General features: G+C 69.9%; 15 protein-coding genes and 1 pseudogene. 12 read left to right on the plus strand and 4 right to left on the minus strand.

Annotated elements, in window-relative coordinates; all coding sequences use genetic code 11:
- The 3 genes from secF to OG322_RS32110 all read left to right on the plus strand — a co-directional run bounded on the left by secF (window position 1) and on the right by OG322_RS32110 (window position 4,390).
- A complete protein-coding gene (gene secF / locus OG322_RS32100) occupies window positions 1–1,104 on the plus strand; it encodes a protein translocase subunit SecF (protein ID WP_123468403.1) in 1,104 nt (367 codons plus the stop codon).
- Complete coding sequence (locus OG322_RS32105) at window positions 1,101–1,655, plus strand: adenine phosphoribosyltransferase (RefSeq protein WP_123468401.1); 555 nt, start codon at window positions 1,101–1,103, stop codon at window positions 1,653–1,655. Before secF ends, OG322_RS32105 begins: the two co-directional genes overlap by 4 nt.
- Window positions 1,656–1,825: 170 nt before the next feature.
- A complete protein-coding gene (locus OG322_RS32110; RefSeq protein WP_123468399.1) occupies window positions 1,826–4,390 on the plus strand; it encodes a RelA/SpoT family protein in 2,565 nt (854 codons plus the stop codon).
- A gap of 144 nt (window positions 4,391–4,534) precedes the next feature.
- On the opposite strand, the gene OG322_RS32115 is transcribed toward OG322_RS32110, so the two are convergent.
- Complete coding sequence (locus OG322_RS32115) at window positions 4,535–5,764, minus strand: DUF349 domain-containing protein (RefSeq protein WP_207319266.1); 1,230 nt, start codon at window positions 5,762–5,764, stop codon at window positions 4,535–4,537.
- Window positions 5,765–5,959: 195 nt separating this feature from the next.
- Window positions 5,960–6,748 carry a peptidylprolyl isomerase gene (locus OG322_RS32120; RefSeq protein WP_329307317.1) on the minus strand — a complete coding sequence of 263 codons (789 nt, stop codon included), beginning with the start codon at window positions 6,746–6,748 and terminating at the stop codon, window positions 5,960–5,962.
- Between the two features lie 148 nt (window positions 6,749–6,896).
- Here OG322_RS32120 and OG322_RS32125 point away from each other — a divergent pair, with 148 nt between their 5' ends.
- The 4 genes from OG322_RS32125 (at window position 6,897) to OG322_RS32140 (ending at window position 11,484) form a co-directional block, all read left to right on the plus strand.
- Window positions 6,897–7,583 carry an MBL fold metallo-hydrolase gene (locus OG322_RS32125; protein WP_329307318.1) on the plus strand — a complete coding sequence of 229 codons (687 nt, stop codon included), beginning with the start codon at window positions 6,897–6,899 and terminating at the stop codon, window positions 7,581–7,583.
- Window positions 7,584–7,596: 13 nt separating this feature from the next.
- A complete protein-coding gene (hisS, locus tag OG322_RS32130) occupies window positions 7,597–8,859 on the plus strand; it encodes a histidine--tRNA ligase (protein ID WP_123468391.1) in 1,263 nt (420 codons plus the stop codon).
- Window positions 8,860–9,391: 532 nt separating this feature from the next.
- Window positions 9,392–10,027, plus strand: coding sequence for a vitamin K epoxide reductase family protein (locus OG322_RS32135; protein WP_123468389.1), 636 nt, complete (start codon window positions 9,392–9,394; stop codon window positions 10,025–10,027).
- 74 nt (window positions 10,028–10,101) lie between these two features.
- Window positions 10,102–11,484 carry a replication-associated recombination protein A gene (locus OG322_RS32140; protein ID WP_123468387.1) on the plus strand — a complete coding sequence of 461 codons (1,383 nt, stop codon included), beginning with the start codon at window positions 10,102–10,104 and terminating at the stop codon, window positions 11,482–11,484.
- 18 nt (window positions 11,485–11,502) lie between these two features.
- Here the strand turns inward: OG322_RS32140 and OG322_RS32145 are convergent, their stop codons facing one another.
- On the minus strand, window positions 11,503–12,204 hold the full coding sequence (locus OG322_RS32145; RefSeq protein ID WP_124286545.1) for a DUF2470 domain-containing protein: 702 nt from the start codon (window positions 12,202–12,204) through the stop codon (window positions 11,503–11,505).
- A gap of 188 nt (window positions 12,205–12,392) precedes the next feature.
- On the opposite strand from OG322_RS32145, the gene rpsD reads away from it, so the two are divergent.
- Window positions 12,393–13,007 (plus strand): 30S ribosomal protein S4, encoded by a 615-nt coding sequence (gene rpsD / locus OG322_RS32150; protein WP_123468384.1) that lies wholly within the window; start codon window positions 12,393–12,395, stop codon window positions 13,005–13,007.
- 18 nt (window positions 13,008–13,025) lie between these two features.
- Here the strand turns inward: rpsD and OG322_RS32155 are convergent.
- Window positions 13,026–15,273: pseudogene (locus OG322_RS32155) on the minus strand (ATP-binding protein).
- Window positions 15,274–15,488: 215 nt separating this feature from the next.
- Here OG322_RS32155 and OG322_RS32160 point away from each other — a divergent pair.
- From OG322_RS32160 to ruvX, 4 genes are read left to right on the plus strand one after another with little or no spacing between them, the layout of a single operon-like run.
- Window positions 15,489–15,929 (plus strand): DUF948 domain-containing protein, encoded by a 441-nt coding sequence (locus tag OG322_RS32160; RefSeq protein WP_329307319.1) that lies wholly within the window; start codon window positions 15,489–15,491, stop codon window positions 15,927–15,929.
- A gap of 7 nt (window positions 15,930–15,936) precedes the next feature.
- On the plus strand, window positions 15,937–16,290 hold the full coding sequence (locus OG322_RS32165) for a DUF6167 family protein (RefSeq protein WP_329307320.1): 354 nt from the start codon (window positions 15,937–15,939) through the stop codon (window positions 16,288–16,290).
- Window positions 16,290–18,959 carry an alanine--tRNA ligase gene (gene alaS, locus OG322_RS32170; protein WP_329307321.1) on the plus strand — a complete coding sequence of 890 codons (2,670 nt, stop codon included), beginning with the start codon at window positions 16,290–16,292 and terminating at the stop codon, window positions 18,957–18,959. Before OG322_RS32165 ends, alaS begins: the two co-directional genes overlap by 1 nt.
- Window positions 18,960–18,973: 14 nt before the next feature.
- Complete coding sequence (gene ruvX, locus OG322_RS32175; protein ID WP_372446656.1) at window positions 18,974–19,438, plus strand: Holliday junction resolvase RuvX; 465 nt, start codon at window positions 18,974–18,976, stop codon at window positions 19,436–19,438.
- Window positions 19,439–19,510 lie beyond the last annotated feature (72 nt).

The raw sequence follows: 19,510 nt of genomic DNA on the forward strand, positions 1-19,510 counted from the left end.
ATGTCGCGACTCGGCAATCTCGGCGCCCGTCTCTACCGCGGCGAGGTCGGCTACGACTTCATCGGCAACCGCAAGATCTGGTACGGCATCTCGATCCTGATCACCATCACGGCCATCGTCGGCCTGGCGGTCAGCGGCCTGAACATGGGCATCGAGTTCAAGGGCGGTGCCGTCTTCACCACCCCGAAGACGAGCGTCTCCGTCGACAAGGCGGAAGAGCTGGCATCGACGTCCTCGGGCCACCAGGCCATCGTCCAGAAGCTGGGCAACGGCGGCCTGCGCATCCAGATCACCGAGGTCGACACCTCGAAGTCCGACGAGATCAAGGGCGAGCTCTCCAAGGGGCTCAGCGTCCCCGCGGAGAAGATCGCCGCCGACCTGGTCGGCCCCAGCTGGGGTGAGCAGATCGCCAACAAGGCCTGGACCGGCCTCGGCGTCTTCATGGTCCTCGTGGTGATCTACCTGGCCATCGCCTTCGAGTGGCGGATGGCCATCGCGGCCCTGGTCGCACTGATCCACGACATCACCATCACGGTCGGCGTCTACGCCCTGGTCGGCTTCGAGGTCACCCCGGGCACCGTGATCGGTCTGCTGACGATTCTCGGTTACTCCCTCTACGACACGGTCGTCGTCTTCGACAGCCTCAAGGAGGGCACGAAGGGGATCACCAAGCAGACCCGGTGGACGTACAGCGAGATCGCCAACCGCTCCATCAACGGCACGCTGGTCCGCTCGATCAACACCACGGTCGTCGCACTGCTGCCGGTCGCCGGTCTGCTGTTCATCGGTGGCGGTGTCCTCGGCGCGGGCATGCTGAACGACATCTCCCTGGCACTCTTCGTCGGCCTCGCCGCCGGTGCGTACTCCTCGATCTTCATTGCCACTCCGCTCGTCGCCGACCTCAAGGAACGCGACCCGCAGATGAAGGCCCTGAAGAAGCGGATCCTCGCCAAGCGCGCGGCAGCGGCCGCCAAGGGCGAGTCCTCCGAGGCGGAGCAGGCGGACGAGGACTTCCCCGAGGACGTCGCACCCGCCGGAGCGGTCGTCGGACAGCGCCAGGAGCCCCCCAGGGGCCACGGCCGGACCCCGGGGAAGCGTCGATGACCAGCAGCACCACCGCGAGCACGAGGGACCTCCTGCTCAGCCGGATCCGTGACGTGGCGGACTACCCGAAGCCGGGGGTGATGTTCAAGGACATCACCCCGCTGCTCGCGGACCCGGTGGCCTTCACCGCCCTCACCGACTCCCTCGCGGAACTGTGCGTACGGCACGGCGCCACGAAGATCGTCGGCCTGGAGGCCCGCGGGTTCATCCTGGCCGCACCTGTCGCGGTCCGGGCCGGTCTCGGCTTCGTCCCCGTCCGCAAGGCCGGGAAGCTGCCGGGCGCCACGCTCAGTCAGTCCTACGAGCTGGAGTACGGCACCGCGGAGATCGAGATCCACGCCGAGGACCTGTCCGCGGACGACCGGATCATGGTCATCGACGACGTCCTGGCCACCGGCGGCACCGCCGGTGCCTCGCTGGAACTGATCCGGCGGGCCGGGGCCCGGGTCGCCGGCGTCGCCGTCCTCATGGAGCTGGGATTCCTGGCCGGCCGGGCCCGCCTGGCGGAGAGCCTGCGCGGCGCTCCGCTGGAGGCCCTGATCACGGTCTGATCGCCGACGGACCGTACGAGGCACCGCATTACCCGCACCAAAGCGGGCACCCGGGAACAACCGGGTGCCCGCTTCGCGTTGTGCGGGCTCTCACGGTCCCCGGGGGAGGAGCGGCCGCAGGGTCGTTACGATGGCCTTTCCGGGTGTCCGGATCCGCACGAGGAGCGCTCTTGCCAGACGAGGCCCAGCCAGTCGCCGCCCCGCAGCCCGACAAGCCCGCGGCGGCCCCAGCCACGCCCGCGAAGCAGCAGCCCGCGGAGAAGCCGAAGCCGCCTGCGCCGGAGCCCGGCACCGGCCCGGCCCCGGCCGAGGCGAACGGGCCCGCGCCCGCTTCCCCCGCCCAGCCGGCCGCCCCCGCCCCGCCGCCCCCGTCCGCGCCGAAGCCCCCCGCGAAGCCCGCCGCAGCGGCGCCCGCCGGCCCGGTGGCCCGCACCGGCGGCGGCTCCTCCAACCGGGTCCGGGCCAGGCTGGCCCGCCTCGGCGTCCAGCGCTCCAGCCCCTACAACCCTGTGCTGGAACCGCTGCTGCGCACCGTCCGCAGCAACGACGCCAAGATCGAGACCTCCACGCTGCGCCAGATCGAGCGCGCCTACCAGGTCGCCGAACGCTGGCACCGCGGCCAGAAGCGCAAGAGCGGCGACCCCTACATCACCCATCCGCTCGCCGTGACCACGATCCTGGCCGAGCTGGGTATGGATCCGGCCACTCTGATGGCGGGGCTGCTGCACGACACGGTCGAGGACACCGAATACGGCCTGGACACCCTGCGCCGCGACTTCGGCGACCAGGTCGCCCTGCTGGTCGACGGTGTGACCAAGCTGGACAAGGTCAAGTTCGGCGAGGCGGCGCAGGCCGAGACCGTGCGCAAGATGGTCGTCGCGATGGCCAAGGACCCCAGGGTGCTGGTCATCAAGCTCGCCGACCGGCTGCACAACATGCGCACCATGCGCTACCTCAAGCGGGAGAAGCAGGAGAAGAAGGCCCGCGAGACGCTGGAGATCTACGCCCCGCTGGCCCACCGCCTGGGCATGAACACGATCAAGTGGGAGCTGGAGGACCTCGCCTTCGCGATCCTCTACCCGAAGATGTACGACGAGATCGTCCGCCTCGTCGCCGAGCGGGCGCCCAAGCGTGACGAATACCTCGCCATAGTGACCGACGAGGTCCAGTCCGACCTGCGCGCCGCCCGCATCAAGGCCACCGTCACCGGCCGGCCCAAGCACTACTACAGCGTCTACCAGAAGATGATCGTGCGGGGCCGGGACTTCGCCGAGATCTACGACCTGGTGGGCATCCGCGTCCTCGTCGACACGGTCCGCGACTGCTACGCGGCGCTCGGCACCGTTCACGCGCGGTGGAATCCGGTCCCCGGCCGGTTCAAGGACTACATCGCGATGCCCAAGTTCAACATGTACCAGTCGCTGCACACCACGGTGATCGGCCCCAGCGGCAAGCCCGTCGAGCTGCAGATCCGTACGTTCGACATGCACCGCCGCGCCGAGTACGGCATCGCCGCGCACTGGAAGTACAAGCAGGAGGCCGTCGCGGGCGCCTCCAAGGTGCGCACCGACGTCCCCAAGAACACCGGCCGCGGCCAGGACACCGTCAACGACATGGCGTGGCTGCGCCAGCTCCTGGACTGGCAGAAGGAGACCGAGGACCCCAGCGAGTTCCTGGAGTCCCTGCGTTTCGACCTCTCGCGCAACGAGGTCTTCGTCTTCACACCGAAGGGCGACGTCATAGCGCTCCCGGCAGGGGCGACACCGGTCGACTTCGCGTACGCCGTCCATACGGAGGTCGGCCACCGGACCATAGGGGCACGGGTCAACGGGCGGCTCGTACCGCTCGAGTCCACCCTCGACAACGGCGATCTGGTGGAGGTCTTCACCTCCAAGGCGGCCGGCGCGGGTCCCTCCCGTGACTGGCTCGGATTCGTCAAGTCGCCGCGGGCACGCAACAAGATCCGCGCCTGGTTCTCCAAGGAGCGCCGCGACGAGGCGATCGAGCAGGGCAAGGACGCCATCGCGCGCGCCATGCGCAAGCAGAACCTGCCGATCCAGCGGATTCTGACCGGCGACTCACTGGTCACCCTCGCCCACGAGATGCGCTATCCCGACATCTCGTCCCTGTACGCCGCGATCGGCGAGGGACATGTCGCGGCGGCCGGTGTCGTGCAGAAGCTGGTCCAGGCGCTCGGTGGCCAGGACGAGGCCAACGAGGACCTCGCGGAGAGCTCGCCGCCCTCGCACGGCCGCAACAAGCGCCGTTCGAACGCCGATCCGGGCGTCGTCGTCAAGGGCGTCGAGGACGTCTGGGTCAAGCTGGCGCGCTGCTGTACGCCCGTTCCCGGTGACCCGATCATCGGGTTCGTCACCCGGGGCAGCGGAGTCTCCGTGCACCGTGCGGACTGCGTCAACGTCGACTCGCTCTCGCAGGAGCCGGAGCGCATCCTCGAGGTCGAATGGGCGCCCACCCAGTCCTCGGTCTTCCTCGTCGCCATCCAGGTCGAGGCACTGGACCGGTCCAGGCTCCTCTCGGACGTCACGCGCATCCTGTCCGACCAGCACGTCAACATCCTGTCCGCGGCCGTGCAGACCTCCCGCGACCGGGTGGCCACCTCGCGCTTCACCTTCGAGATGGGCGACCCGAAACACCTCGGCCATGTCCTGAAGGCCGTACGCGGCGTCGAGGGCGTCTACGACGTCTACCGGGTGACCTCGGCCCGCCGGCCCTGACCCGGGCCGTCCGACCGGCCCTGCAGCCCCTCGCGTGACCACGCGGGGGGCTGCGGTGCGTCGCGCCGGCCCCGTGCACCACGTGAAGGGCCCCTCCGCCGACCGGCGGAGGGGCCCTTCACGACGGAACCGGCGAACCGGGTCTCAGCCGCCGAACTCCTCCAGGCCCTTGAGAGCCTGGTCCAGGAGTGCCTGCCGGCCCTCCAGCTCGCGGGCGAGCTTGTCCGCACGGGCGTTGTTGCCCGAGGTGCGCGCCGTGTCGATCTGGGTACGCAGCTTGTCCACGGCCGACTGGAGCTGTCCGGTCAGACCCGCGGCACGGGCACGTGCCTCCGGGTTGGTCCGGCGCCACTCCGACTCCTCGGCCTCCTGGAGCGCCCGCTCCACCGTGTGCATCCGCGCCTCGACCTTCGGGCGGGCGTCACGCGGCACATGGCCGATGGCCTCCCAGCGCTCGTTGATGGCCCGGAACGCCGCCCTGGAGGCCTTCAGGTCCTTCACCGGCACCAGCTTCTCGGCCTCGACCGCGAGCTCCTCCTTGAGCTTGAGGTTCTCGCCCTGCTCCGCGTCCCGTTCGGCGAACACCTCGCCGCGGGCCGCGAAGAAGACGTCCTGGGCACCGCGGAAACGGTTCCACAGATCGTCCTCGGCCTCGCGCTGGGCGCGGCCCGCCGCCTTCCACTCCGTCATCAGATCGCGGTAGCGGGCAGCCGTCGTGCCCCAGTCCGAGGAGCGGGACAGCGATTCGGCCTCGACGACCAGCTTCTCCTTGGCCTTGCGGGCCTCCTCGCGCTGGGCGTCCAGCGAGGCGAAGTGGGCCTTGCGGCGCTTGGAGAACGCCGAGCGCGCATGGGAGAAGCGGTGCCACAGCTCGTCGTCCGACTTGCGGTCGAGCCGCGGCAGGCCCTTCCACGTGTCGACGAGCGCACGGAGCCGCTCGCCCGCCGAACGCCACTGCTCGCTCTGCGCCAGCTCCTCGGCCTCGACGACCAGCGCCTCCTTGGCGTGCTTCGCCTCGTCGGTCTGCTTCGCCTTCTGGGCCTTGCGCTCCTCGCGCCGCGAGTCGACCGTCGCCACCAGGGCGTCCAGCCGCTTGCGCAGCGCGTCGAGGTCGCCGACGGCATGGTGCTCGTCGACCTGCGCACGCAGATGCTCGATGGCGGTCGTCGCGTCCTTCGCGGACAGATCGGTGGTCTTCACCCGCCGCTCGAGGAGGCCGATCTCGACCACAATGCCCTCGTACTTGCGCTCGAAGTAGGCCAGGGCCTCCGCCGGAGAACCGGCCTGCCACGATCCGACGACCTGCTCGCCGTCGGCTGTACGCACGTACACGGTGCCTGTCTCATCGACACGGCCCCACGGGTCGCTGCTCACAGCGCCTCCTCCACCTGATGCCCGCGAGGGGGTTCACCCCCCTGGCATCGTCCACAGTTTCCTGGGGCGGGCAGCGCCCGCCCTGCACAACGCCAATCTAGGCGACGGGCCGCCCGGCTGTCCGCACTCCGAGCGGCCGAAATTATCCGGCCCCGCGCGGTGCCTGCCGTGCGGATCACGCCGGGCCCGCCGGGCTCACGCCTTGTCGACGGCCGCCTTCGAGATGTTCACGGCCTTCTTCGGCGCACCGTCGGCGGCGCCGCCGGTGACACCCGCCTTGCCGATGGCCTCGACGGCCTTCAGCGAGGCCTCGCTCATCGTGCCGAACGGCGTGTAGGTGGGCCGCAGTTTGCTGTCCTTGTAGACGAGGAAGAACTGGCTGCCGCCGGTGTGGGCCTGGCCGGTGTTGGCCATCGCCACCGTGCCCGCCGGGTAGGTCACCGTGCCGTCCTTGCCCGCCTTGCCCAGCGCGGTGAGGTTCTCGTCCGGAATCGTGTAGCCCGGACCGCCGGTGCCGTCGCCCTTGGGGTCGCCGCACTGCAGGACGAAAATGCCCTGCGTGGTCAGCCGGTGACACTTCGTGCCGTCGAAGAAGCCCTTGTCGGCGAGCGACTTGAAGGAGTTCGCGGTGTGCGGGGTCTTCGCCGCGTCCATCGTGAACGCGATGTCGCCCTGGCCCGTCTTGAGCGACAGGGTGTACTTCGCCTTCTTGTCGATCTTCATCGCCGGCTCGGGCGCACTCTTCTCGCTCGCCGAGGGGGACGCCGACGGGCTCGCGCTCGCGGCCGGGTCGGCCTTGTCCTTCTTGCCGTCGTCGCCGGTGGCGAAGTACGTGACGCCGCCTATCACGGCCACCACGGCCACCGCGGAGGTGATGATGACCGTCAGCCGCCGGGTCCGGTGGCGGGCCTCCTCCCGGCGCTGCTGCTGCCGCTCGAACTTCTCCCTGGCGAGCTGCCGCCGCCGCTGATCGCTGCTGACCACCGGGTGATCTCCTTGTACGTCGTGTGATCGGGCCTGAGTTGCCCCGTACCGTATATGGGTTAGCTGTGGAATGAGGAGCGCCGGTAGGCTCTGAACTGCTGCGACCTCGCAGCCGCGACCCCTCGTCGGACGACCATTAAGGACGATCGTGCTCATTGCCGGGTTCCCCGCCGGGGCCTGGGGGACCAACTGTTACCTGGTCGCCCCCGCCGCTGGTGAGGAGTGCGTGATCATCGACCCGGGCCACCAGGCCGCCTCCGGGGTCGAGGAAGCGCTGAGGAAGCATCGGCTGAAGCCCGTCGCCGTCGTGCTCACCCACGGCCACATCGACCACGTCGCCTCGGTCGTCCCGGTGTGCGGCGCACACGACGTCCCCGCCTGGATCCACCCCGAGGACCGTTACATGATGAGCGACCCGGAGAAGGCGCTGGGCCGCTCCATCGGGATGCCGCTCATGGGCGAGCTGACGGTGGGGGAGCCGGACGACGTCAAGGAGCTGAGCGACGGCGCCCGGCTGATGCTGGCCGGTCTGGAGTTCGGTGTCTCGCATGCGCCCGGCCATACCAAGGGGTCGGTGACGTTCAGGATGCCCGAGGCCGCGGAGGTTCCGCAGGTTCTCTTCTCGGGCGACCTGCTCTTCGCCGGCTCCGTCGGACGTACCGACCTGCCCGGCGGCGACCACGTCGAGCTGCTCGAGTCGCTGGCCCGTGTGTGCCTGCCGCTCGACGACTCGACCGTGGTGCTGTCGGGCCACGGCCCCCAGACGACCATCGGCCGCGAGCGCGCCACAAATCCGTATCTGCACGGTATGGACGCGCCCCGACGAGGAATGTGACGAGAGCGACATCGTGAGCACCTTCAAGGCCCCCAAGGGCACGTACGACCTGACCCCGCCCGACTCCGCGAAGTACCTCGCGGTGCGTGAGGCGATCTCCGCACCGCTGAAGAACTCCGGTTACGGCTACATCGAGACCCCGGGCTTCGAGGACGTGGCCCTCTTCTCCCGAGGCGTCGGCGAGTCCACCGACATCGTGAGCAAGGAGATGTACACCCTCACCACCAAGGGCGGCTCCGAGCTCGCCCTGCGCCCCGAGGGCACCGCGTCCGTGCTGCGCGCCGCTCTGGAGGCCAACCTCCACAAGCTCGGCAACCTGCCGGTCAAGCTCTGGTACTCCGGCTCGTACTACCGCTACGAGCGTCCGCAGAAGGGCCGTTACCGCCACTTCTCACAGGTCGGTGCCGAGGCCATCGGTGCCGAGGACCCGGCCCTGGACGCCGAGCTGATCATCCTGGCCGACCAGGCGTACCGCACCCTGGGCCTGCGCGGCTTCCGCATCCTGCTGAACTCGCTGGGCGACAAGGAGTGCCGGCCCGTCTACCGCGACGCGCTCCAGGGCTTCCTGCGCGAGCTCGACCTGGACGAGGAGACCCGCCGCCGCATCGAGATCAACCCGCTCCGGGTCCTCGACGACAAGCGCCCCGAGGTCCAGAAGCAGCTGACCGGCGCGCCGGTGCTGCGGGACTACCTCTGCGACGCCTGCAAGGCGTACCACGAGGAGGTACGGGACCTGCTCAACGCGGCGGGTGTGGCGTACGAGGACGACGAGAAGCTCGTCCGCGGGCTCGACTACTACACCCGCACCACCTTCGAGTTCGTCCACGACGGACTGGGCTCGCAGTCGGCGGTGGGCGGCGGCGGCCGGTACGACGGCCTGTCCGAGATGATCGGCGGCCCGGCGCTCCCGTCGGTGGGCTGGGCGCTCGGCGTGGACCGCACGGTGCTCGCCCTGGAGGCGGAGGGCATCGAGCTCGAACTGCCCTCCACCACCAGTGTCTTCGCCGTACCGCTCGGCGAGGAGGCGCGGAGGAAGCTGTTCGCCGTCGTCACGCAGTTGCGCCGCGAGGGTGTGGCCGCGGACTTCGCGTTCGGGGGGCGCGGTCTCAAGGGCGCGATGAAGAGCGCCAACCGGTCGGGCGCGCGGTTCACCATCGTGGCCGGCGAGCGCGATCTGGCCGAGGGCGTCGTGCAGCTCAAGGACATGGAGTCCGGCGAGCAGACGGCTGTCGCCCTGGCCGAGGTGACCGAGGCGATCCGGACGCGCCTCGCGTAGTTTCCCGTCCCCGGTCGTGGGCGAGCGGTGTTCCGGCCGCCTGCGACCGGGCGGGCACCTCGGCCCCGGCCGGTCCGGCGAAGGGCGTCACGGCCGCCCGTACCGTCAACCCGGCGGGAGCGGATTCATCCTGCCGGACGGTTCCGGCCGAACTGTGCCGACGACGGCCGGATTCTGGCGGCGGGCGGAGACAGCGTCCCCGTCACGGCCGGGACGGGGATGCGGAAGCCCCACGGCCGTGCTCTTCCGCCCCGTTCGGCCCGAGCACTCCGCATACGCGCGCCGGCCGGATCCCCAGGCCCGGGCCCTCGACCGCGTCCCGGCCCGCGGCAACGCCCGTGCGGACAGCTTGCGCACACCGTGAGTTCGGCCATGGAGCCAGAGCGTTTCGCGGACCCTCACGCTCCGTGCCTTCAGGGCCGTCCGTGCGCGGGTCCTTGCGTGCCTCTTTATCTTCATCGAACGGAAGACCGGCGCAACGGTACGGCACAATGACCGTGCCCAGCAGGCTACTCAGTGACGGAACGGCGATATGACGACTGCAGCGGTTGACCATCCCTCTTCCGACCAGGACGAGGACGGCGGGAAGAGGACCATCGGCGGCAGTCGTGCGTTGGCACTGCTGCTGGTGATCACGGGCGCTGCCGGACTCCTTGCCGCGTGGGTCATCACGATCGACAAGCTCAAGCTGGCGGAGGACCCCAATTTCGTTCCGGGCTGCAGTCTCAACCCGGTGGTGGCCTGCGGCAACATCATGAAGAGCGACCAGGCGGCGGCCTTCGGCTTCCCCAACCCGATGCTCGGCCTGGCCACCTACTCCGTGATCATCGGCATCGGCCTGGCGCTGCTCGCCGGGGCGCGGTTCCGCAACTGGTACTGGCTGGGGATGAACGCGGGCACCCTGTTCGGTGTCGGCTTCTGCACCTGGCTCCAGTACCAGTCGCTCTACAACATCAACTCCCTGTGCCTGTGGTGCTGCCTGGCCTGGGTCGCCACGATCTTCATGTTCTGCTACATCACCACGCACAACATCAAGCACCGGATCATTCCCGCGCCCCACTGGCTGCGCAACGGGCTGGCCGAGTTCCACTGGGTGCCGCCGGTCCTGTGGGTCGGCATCATCGGCATGCTGATCCTGACCCGCTGGTGGGACTTCTGGACCAGCTGACCGGCCGTCCCGCCGGCGCCGGGCCGCACCGGGGCCCGGCAGGGCTGTCAGTGCGGTGACATAGGCTTCGAGACGTGGAGCCCGACCTCTTTACCGCAGCAGCCGAAGACCGCCAGGAGAAGGACCCGTCCAGCAGCCCCCTCGCTGTCCGGATGCGTCCGCGCACCCTCGACGAGGTCGTCGGCCAGCAGCATCTGCTCAAGCCGGGCTCGCCGCTGCGCCGCCTCGTCGGCGAGGGGAGCGGGGGGCCGGCGGGCCCCTCGTCGGTCATCCTCTGGGGTCCGCCCGGCATCGGGAAGACGACCCTGGCGTACGTGGTCAGCAAGGCCACCAACAAGCGCTTCGTCGAGCTCTCCGCGATCACCGCGGGCGTCAAGGAAGTGCGGGCGGTCATCGAGGGCGCCCGCCGCGCCACCGGTGGCTACGGCAAGGAGACCGTCCTCTTCCTGGACGAGATCCACCGCTTCTCCAAGGCGCAGCAGGATTCGCTGCTCCCGGCCGTGGAGAACCGCTGGGTGACGCTGATCGCGGCCACCACCGAGAATCCGTACTTCTCGATCATCTCCCCGCTGCTCTCGCGCTCACTGCTGCTGACGCTGGAGTCGTTGACCGACGACGACCTGCGCGCTCTGCTGCACCGGGCCCTGACCGACGAGCGCGGACTCGGCGGCGCGGTGACGCTGCCCGAGGACGCCGAGGAGCATCTGCTGCGCATCGCGGGCGGCGACGCACGCCGCGCCCTGACGGCGCTGGAGGCGGCGGCAGGTGCGGCGCTGTCCAAGCAGGAGAAGGAGATCACCCTCCTGACCCTGGAGGAGACCGTCGACCGCGCGGCGGTGAAGTACGACCGGGACGGCGACCAGCACTACGACGTGGCGAGTGCGCTGATCAAGTCGATCCGCGGCTCGGACGTCGATGCCGCGCTGCACTACCTGGCCCGGATGATCGAGGCGGGGGAGGACCCCCGGTTCATCGCCCGGCGGCTGATGATCTCGGCCAGCGAGGACATCGGTCTCGCCGACCCCACGGCGCTGCCCATCGCGGTCGCCGCTGCCCAGGCCGTCGCGATGATCGGCTTCCCGGAGGCGGCGCTCACCCTCAGCCACGCCACGATCGCCCTGGCCCTCGCCCCCAAGTCCAATGCGGCGACGATGGCGATCTCCGCCGCCCAGGACGATGTGCGCAAGGGCCTGGCCGGCCCCGTCCCGGCCCATCTGCGCGACGGCCACTACAAGGGAGCCGCCAAGCTGGGTCACGCGCAGGGCTATGTGTACCCGCATGACGTCCCCGGCGGCATCGCAGCCCAGCAGTACGCCCCGGACGCCGTGCGTGACAAGCGCTACTACCAGCCCACCCGGTACGGCGCCGAGGCGCGGTACGCGGACGTGGCGGACCGGGTCCGCGAGCGGCTCGGCCGCACGGACGCCGACGGCGACCCGAGCCCGTCCGGGACATAGGCGGGGTCCCCGGGGGCCTCAGTGCGCGGCCGCTTCGAAGAGCGTGTGCATGGCGCGACGCAACTCGGTCACACCGCGCACCGGCTCGGGGAACTCGAAGCGTGCGTCGAAGCACCTGCCGTCCTGCTCGCACAGACGTACCCGCAGTCCGAGACGGTCCAGCGCGAGCGGCACGACGGCCGGCCGGTGCGCCGAGCAGCCGGCCTCGGCGTGCTCGCCGAGCAGCCCGCACAGCGTCCCCAGCTGTTCCCCGTGCGCCGCGTGCAGATGCTGCAGCAGCTCGGCCTCGTGGCAGACGAGCGGGTCGGCGGACGCGTCCCGGAAGTCCTCCGGCTCGACACTCTCCGCACCCCACAGGTCATCGACGTACGCCTCGCCCGTCTCCAGCCGCAGCAGCATCCGGCCGGGGCCCGCCATGCCGGGTACGCAGGTGAGCCAGCCGAAGACCCGGGCCCGGCCGCGGATGCGGTGCGGTACGGAGACCGGGGCGACGTCGGTGATCTCCAGCACGGCCGTCAGCTCGTCGTCCTGGGCGTGCGTCGCGGCCCGTACGGCCGGGGAGTCGGCGGGGAACTCCAGGAAGAGGTCCCCGTCCGGACCCACACCGCGCGACAGCGGCACCAGCTGGTCCGATCCCGCGGAGTCGAGCCCGGGTACGAGCAGTACCGCGGAGCAGGTACTCTGTACGAGAGTTCGTGTGCGCTCGGCTGCTGACGGCATCCGAGTGTTTTCAAGCCCGCTGGGACGCGGCTGACCACGATCTGATCGGTCCTCCGTCGTATCGACGCCCTGAGAGGCGTCGACGCTGTCAGTGCTGTCCGTGACGTGTGTGGTGTTCCCAGGGCGAGACATGCGATCTCCTTGAGTAAGGTGAGCCTAACCTAACCTACAACGGAGGTCTGGAGAACGTGCCTAATCAGTCGCGTCCCAAGGTCAAGAAGAGCCGCGCGCTCGGCATTGCGCTGACGCCGAAGGCCGTCAAGTACTTCGAGGCGCGCCCCTACCCGCCGGGCGAGCACGGTCGCGGCCGCAAGCAGAACTCGGACTACAAGGTCCGTCTGCTCGAGAAGCAGCGTCTGCGCGCCCAGTACGACATCAGCGAGCGCCAGATGGCGCGTGCCTACGACCGCGCCAAGAAGGCCGAGGGCAAGACGGGCGAGGCGCTCGTCGTCGAGCTCGAGCGCCGTCTCGACGCTCTGGTTCTGCGTTCGGGCATCGCCAGGACGATCTACCAGGCCCGCCAGATGGTCGTGCACGGTCACATCGAGGTCGACGGCCACAAGGTCGACAAGCCGTCCTTCCGTGTCCGTCCCGACAACATCGTGATGGTCCGCGAGCGCAGCCGCGACAAGCACCCCTTCCAGGTTGCCCGCGAGGGTGGTTACGACACCGACGGTGAGACCCCGCGCTACCTGCAGGTGAACCTGAAGGCCCTGGCCTTCCGCCTTGACCGGGACCCGAACCGCAAGGAAATCCCCGTGATCTGCGACGAGCAGCTCGTCGTCGAGTACTACGCCCGCTGATCCAGGCGTAGCCGCTCTTCACCAGCGCTCAGGCCCGCCCCTTCCCGAAGCCGGGGAGGCGGCGGGCTTTCGCGTCCTCCCGGCTGCGGGCTGCGGGCTGCGGGCCCGGCGCCTCCGGTGCGCCGGTATCCGCGTCGGTCTGCCGCTGACCGGGACGGCCCGCCAGCGCTCTGGCCACCACCGTGTCGGCGCCCAGCGCTGCGCCGGCGCGCCGCTGTGACGCGTACCGCTCCTCGCCCAGCTCATGGCGGGCCAGTTCCTCGCACCGGGCCCGCGGTGCCCCGTAGTGCGCCGAACCGAACAGCGGCAGTCCCACCGACGGCCAGATCTGTTCGGCGGCCCCCTGCAACAGTGCCGCCTCGTCCGCGTCGCCCTCGACCACCGTGACGAGCGCCAGCAGCTCCAGCGAGAGCACCTTGCCGAGCAGGTCGTGGAAGGCGTGGCTGATGGACAGCGACTCGCCGAGAAGCTCCCGCGCCCGGACCGGTCCGCCCCGCTCCAGCGCGGCGAAGGCCAGCACGAACAACGCGTAGCTGAGGGCCCACCGCTCCCCGTGGTCCTCGCAGATCTCCCGGACCTCTTCGCAGATCGTGACCGCACGGTCCAGCTCGCCCCGGAAGCCGACCGACATCGCCAGTTCGACCTGAGCCATCAGCACATTGCTGTTCAGCTCCCCGAGCTCCCGGTAGCGGCCGAGCGCCTCGTGCAGCAGTTCCTGGGCGCGCGCCGTGTCGTCCGTGACGAGGGCCAGGCAGCCGGTGCGGTGCAACGCGTACGCCGAGGCCGTGGCGTCACCCGTCAGATCCGCTTCCTCCCGGCACTCGGTCAGCGCCGCGATGGCACCCACCGGGTCTCCCTGCAGCACCGCGACATAGCCGAGCACCCACAGCGCCTTCAGCCGCGAGGAGTCGTACGGGGTTTCCTCCTCCAGCACATGGTCCAGCCAGTGCCGCCCCTCCGAGAGCCGCCCGCAGCCGACCCACAGGAACCAGAGCGTGCCCGCCAGGTACTGGGCGAGATGCGCCTCCTCCGGGCGCTCCAGCGAACACTCCATGGCCCGCCGCAGATTCGGCAGTTCGCTCTCCGCCCGGGCCGCCACCTCGCGCTGCCGCGGGCTGAACCAGTCCAGCTCGCACCAGGTCGCCAGCCCCAGGAACCAGTCGCGGTGGAGACGGCGCAGGCGCTCCGTCTCACCCGTGGCCGCCAGCCACTCGGCGCCGTACTCGCGCACCGTGTCCAGCAGCCGGTAGCGGGTGCCGGACGGCGAGTCCTCCCGCAGCACGATGGACTGCGCCAGCAGCCCGGAGAGCACATCGAGCACCGAGTCGGCCGGCAGATCGGAGCCGCTGCAGATGTACTCGACCGCCTCCAGATCGAACTGCCCGGCGAAGACCGAGAGCCGCGACCACAGCAGCCGCTGTTCCGGGGCGCACAGTTCATGGCTCCAGCCGATGGCCGTGCGGAGCGTCTGATGCCGGGCCAGTGCGCTGCGACTGCCGCCGGTCAGCAGCCGGAAGCGGTCGTCCAGCCGCTCCAGCACCTGCTCGGTCGACAGTGCCCGCAGCCGCCCGGCCGCCAGCTCCAGCGCGAGCGGAATCCCGTCCAGCCGCCGGCAGAGCTCCCGGGCCGCGCCCCGGTTGTGCTCGGTCAGCCGGAACTCCGGCTGCACCGCGACGGCCCGCTCCGCGAAGAGCCGGAGCGCGTCCTCGTCGGTCATGGTCGCGAGCCGGTAGGTGGCCTCGCCGTCGAGTTCCAGCGGCAGCCGGCCCGCCGCCAGCACCCGCAGCCGCGGCGCCCGGCGCAGCAGATCCCGTACCAACTCCGCACAGGAGTCAACGAGATGTTCGAATCCATCGATCACCAGGAGGAGCCGGCGTCCGGCGCAGTGTTCGAGGAGTGTCGTGCGGGGCGGCCTGTTGGTGTGATCGGTGAGGCCCAGCGCGTCGACGAGCGCGTGCTCCAGCAGTCCCGGATCGTGGACGGCGGACAGCTCCACCAGCCAGACCCCGTCGCAGTACCGTTTCTCCAGTAGGGCTGCCGCCCTGGTGGCCAGCCGGGTCTTGCCGACCCCGCCCACCCCTACGACGGTGACGAGCCGGGACCCCTCCAAGAGCCCGTCGAGGTCGGCCAACTCGTCGTCACGTCCCACGAACCTGTTCAGTTCCGCCGGGAGATTTCCCGGAAGGCCGCGCGCGGGTCCGCCGTGGACGGTGGACGGCGGACCCGGATCGTCGGAGGAGGGGAAGGGGCGCTGAGAGCGTCGCATGAAACACGCAGAGTACTGGCCCGAAAGCGCTCCGTACAATCTTGTCGCGGTAACTCCCGCCGTGCCCAACGGTAATGCGGTACGGGGCGTGAGCCCGGCGCGATAGGCTCGGAGGCGGTGAACCGGCTGCTGCCAAGGCCGTCGCCGAACGAGCAGAGAAACAAGAGAGACAGACGACAAGCCAGAGAGAGCGGTGCACTGTGTCCGGTGGTGAGGTGGCCGGGATCCTGGTGGCCGTCTTCTGGGCGATCCTGGTGTCGTTCCTCGCCGTCGTGCTGGTGAGGCTCGCCCAGACGCTCAGGGCGACCACCAGACTCGTGGCGGACGTGACCGAACAGGCCGTCCCGCTGCTCGCCGACGCCTCCGCGACCGTACGTTCCGCGCAGAGCCAGCTCGACAAGGTCGACGCGATCGCGACGGACGTCCAGGAGGTCACCTCCAACGCGTCCGCGCTCTCCACCACCGTCGCCTCGGCCTTCGGCGGCCCGCTGGTCAAGGTCGCGGCGTTCGGCTACGGGGTCCGGCAGGCCATCGGCCGCAGGACCGCTCCCGAACCGGAAGCGCGTTCCGGGCGATCGGTGATCGTCGGCCGGACCGTGCCGTCCGCGCGTGGCAAGAAGCGCAACGGCAGAAATTCCCGCGGATCGAAGGACTGACGCAGCGATGTTCCGCCGTACGTTCTGGTTCACCGCCGGCGCAGCCGCCGGAGTCTGGGCCACCGCCAAGGTCAACCGGAAGATCAAGCAGCTGACCCCCGAGAGCCTTGCGGCGCAGGCCGCCGACAAGGCGGTCGTGGCCGGTCACAAGCTCAAGGACTTCGCCCTGGACGTCCGCGAGGGCATGGTCAGACGCGAGGCCGAACTGGGCGAGGCGCTGGGCCTCGAAGCCCCGGTCGACCCTGACCTCCCCGTGCAGCGCCACTTCGCGGTGGAGGCGGCCGAGCCCGACGGGCGCAAGACGACCGCCAGATACCGCAAGCTTCCCTACAACTCGTACAACCGGAATGAGGACCACTGATGGAGTCGGCTGAAATTCGTCGCCGCTGGCTGAGCTTCTACGAGGAGCGCGGTCACACCGTCGTCCCTTCGGCGTCGCTCATCGCGGACGACCCGACTCTGCTGCTGGTCCCGGCCGGCATGGTGCCCTTCAAGCCGTACTTCCTCGGCGAGGTCAAGCCGCCCGCCCCGCGCGTCACCAGTGTGCAGAAGTGCGTCCGTACACCGGACATCGAAGAGGTCGGCAAGACCACCCGGCACGGCACCTTCTTCCAGATGTGCGGGAACTTCTCCTTCGGTGACTACTTCAAGGAAGGCGCCATCGAGTACGCCTGGGAGCTGCTCACCGGCTCCGTGGCGGACGGCGGCTTCGGCCTCGACCCCGAGCGTCTGTGGATCACGGTCTATCTGGACGACGATGAGGCCGAGCAGATCTGGCGCGACAAGATCGGCGTGCCGGCCGAGCGCATTCAGCGCCTGGGCAAGAAGGACAACTTCTGGTCCATGGGCGTTCCCGGCCCCTGCGGCCCCTGTTCCGAGATCAACTACGACCGCGGTCCCGAGTTCGGGGTCGAGGGCGGCCCGGCCGTCAACGACGAACGGTACGTGGAGATCTGGAACCTGGTCTTCATGCAGTACGAGCGCGGCGCCGGCGACGGCAAGGACGACTTCCCGATCCTCGGTGACCTGCCCTCCAAGAACATCGACACCGGCCTCGGCCTCGAACGCCTCGCGATGATCCTGCAGGGCGTGCAGAACATGTACGAGACCGACACCCTGCGCGTCGTCATGGACAAGGCCACCGAGCTCACAGGTGTGCACTACGGCGCCGCCCAGGGCACGGACGTCTCGCTCCGCGTGGTCGCCGACCACATCCGTACCTCCGTCATGCTCATCGGTGACGGCGTCACCCCCGGCAACGAGGGCCGCGGCTACGTGCTGCGCCGCATCATGCGCCGCGCCATCCGCAACATGCGGCTGATGGGCGCCACCGGTTCGGTCGTCCGCGAGCTGGTCGACGTCGTGATCAGCGTCATGGGCCTGCAGTACCCCGAGCTGATCACCGACCGCAAGCGCATCGAGACCGTCGCCCTCGCCGAGGAAGCCGCCTTCCTCAAGGCCCTCAAGGGCGGCACCAACATCCTTGAGACCGCCGTCACCGAGACCAGGGCCGCCGGCGGCCGGGTCATCGCCGGCGACAAGGCGTTCCTGCTCCACGACACCTGGGGCTTCCCGATCGACCTCACCCTGGAGATGGCCGCCGAACAGGGCCTGTCCGTGGACGAGGACGGGTTCCGCCGCCTCATGCAGGAGCAGCGGGACAAGGCCAAGGCCGATGCCCGGGCGAAGAAGACCGGTCACGCCGACCTGTCCGCCTACCGCGAGGTCGCCGACAACTCCGGCGCCACCGAGTTCACCGGCTACACCACGACCGAGGGCGAGTCGACGATCGTCGGCCTCCTCGTCGACGGTGTGCCCTCGCCCGCCGCCTCCGAGGGCGACGAGGTCGAGGTCGTCCTGGACCGCACCCCGTTCTACGCCGAGGGCGGCGGCCAGCTCGCCGACACCGGGCGGATCCGGCTCGACACCGGTGCGGTGATCGAGGTCCGCGACGTCCAGAAGCCGGTTCCCGGCGTCCACGTCCACAAGGGCGTCGTCCAGGTCGGCGAGGTGACGGTCGGTGCCGCCGCCCTCGCCTCCATCGACAACACCCGCCGTCGCGCCATCGCCCGCGCCCACAGCGCCACCCACCTCACGCACCAGGCGCTGCGCGACGCGCTGGGCCCGACGGCCGCCCAGGCCGGTTCGGAGAACTCCCCGGGCCGCTTCCGCTTCGACTTCGGTTCGCCCGCCGCCGTACCCGGCACGGTCCTCACCGACGTCGAGCAGAAGATCAACACCGTGCTCTCCCGCGAGCTCGACGTCCAGGCCGAGGTCATGTCCATCGACGAGGCCAAGAAGCAGGGTGCCATCGCCGAGTTCGGCGAGAAGTACGGCGAGCGGGTCCGGGTCGTCACCATCGGCGACTTCTCCAAGGAGCTGTGCGGCGGTACGCACGTCCACAACACCGCCCAGCTCGGCCTGGTCAAGCTGCTCGGCGAGTCGTCCATCGGCTCCGGTGTGCGCCGCATCGAGGCCCTCGTCGGCGTCGACGCGTACAACTTCCTCGCCAGGGAGCACACGGTCGTCGCCCAGCTCCAGGAGCTGGTCAAGGGCCGTTCCGAGGAGCTCCCGGAGAAGATCGCCGGAATGCTCGGCAAGCTGAAGGACGCCGAGAAGGAGATCGAGAAGTTCCGCGCGGAGAAGGTCCTCCAGGCCGCCGCCGGACTGGTCGAGTCCGCGAAGGACGTACGGGGCGTCGCCCTGGTCACCGGTCAGGTGCCGGACGGCACCTCGGCCGACGACCTGCGCAGGCTGGTCCTCGACGTGCGCGGACGCATCCAGGGCGGCCGCCCGGCCGTCGTGGCCCTGTTCACCACGGCCAACGGCCGTCCGCTGACCGTCATCGCCACCAACGAGGCCGCCCGCGAGCGCGGTCTCAAGGCCGGTGACCTGGTCCGCACCGCCGCCAAGACGCTCGGCGGCGGAGGCGGCGGCAAGCCGGACGTCGCCCAGGGCGGCGGCACGAACACGGACGCCATCGGCGACGCCGTCGCCGCTGTCGAACGCCTCGTCGCCGAGACGGCGTGACGCCGGACATGACGATGCGCCGCGGTCGCCGGCTGGCGATCGACGTCGGGGACGCCCGGATCGGGGTCGCCTCGTGCGACCCCGACGGGATCCTCGCCACGCCGGTGGAGACCGTGCCGGGACGCGATGTCCCGGCCGCCCACCGGCGGCTCGGCCAGATCGTCTCGGAGTACGAGCCGATCGAGGTCATCGTCGGGCTGCCCCGGTCCCTCGGCGGTGGAGAAGGGCCGGCCGCGGTCAAGGTCCGCGCCTTCGCCGATGTGTTCGCCCGCGCGGTTGCACCCATTCCGGTGCGATTGGTGGACGAGAGGATGACCACAGTGACGGCAAGTCAGGGCCTGCGCGCCTCGGGCGTGAAGTCCAAAAAAGGCCGATCCGTCATCGATCAGGCTGCCGCTGTGGTGATCCTTCAGAACGCTCTGGAGTCCGAACGGGCCTCGGGCAATCCTCCGGGAGAGGGCGTCGAAGTGGTTGTCTGATCGCGATACGGTAACGTTCCGCGCGATGCGGCGGTGTTCGAACAAACATCGCACAGCAAAGAGACGGAACGT

The sequence above is a fragment of the Streptomyces sp. NBC_01260 genome (assembly GCF_036226405.1).
Taxonomy (GTDB): Bacteria; Actinomycetota; Actinomycetes; order Streptomycetales; family Streptomycetaceae; genus Streptomyces; species Streptomyces laculatispora.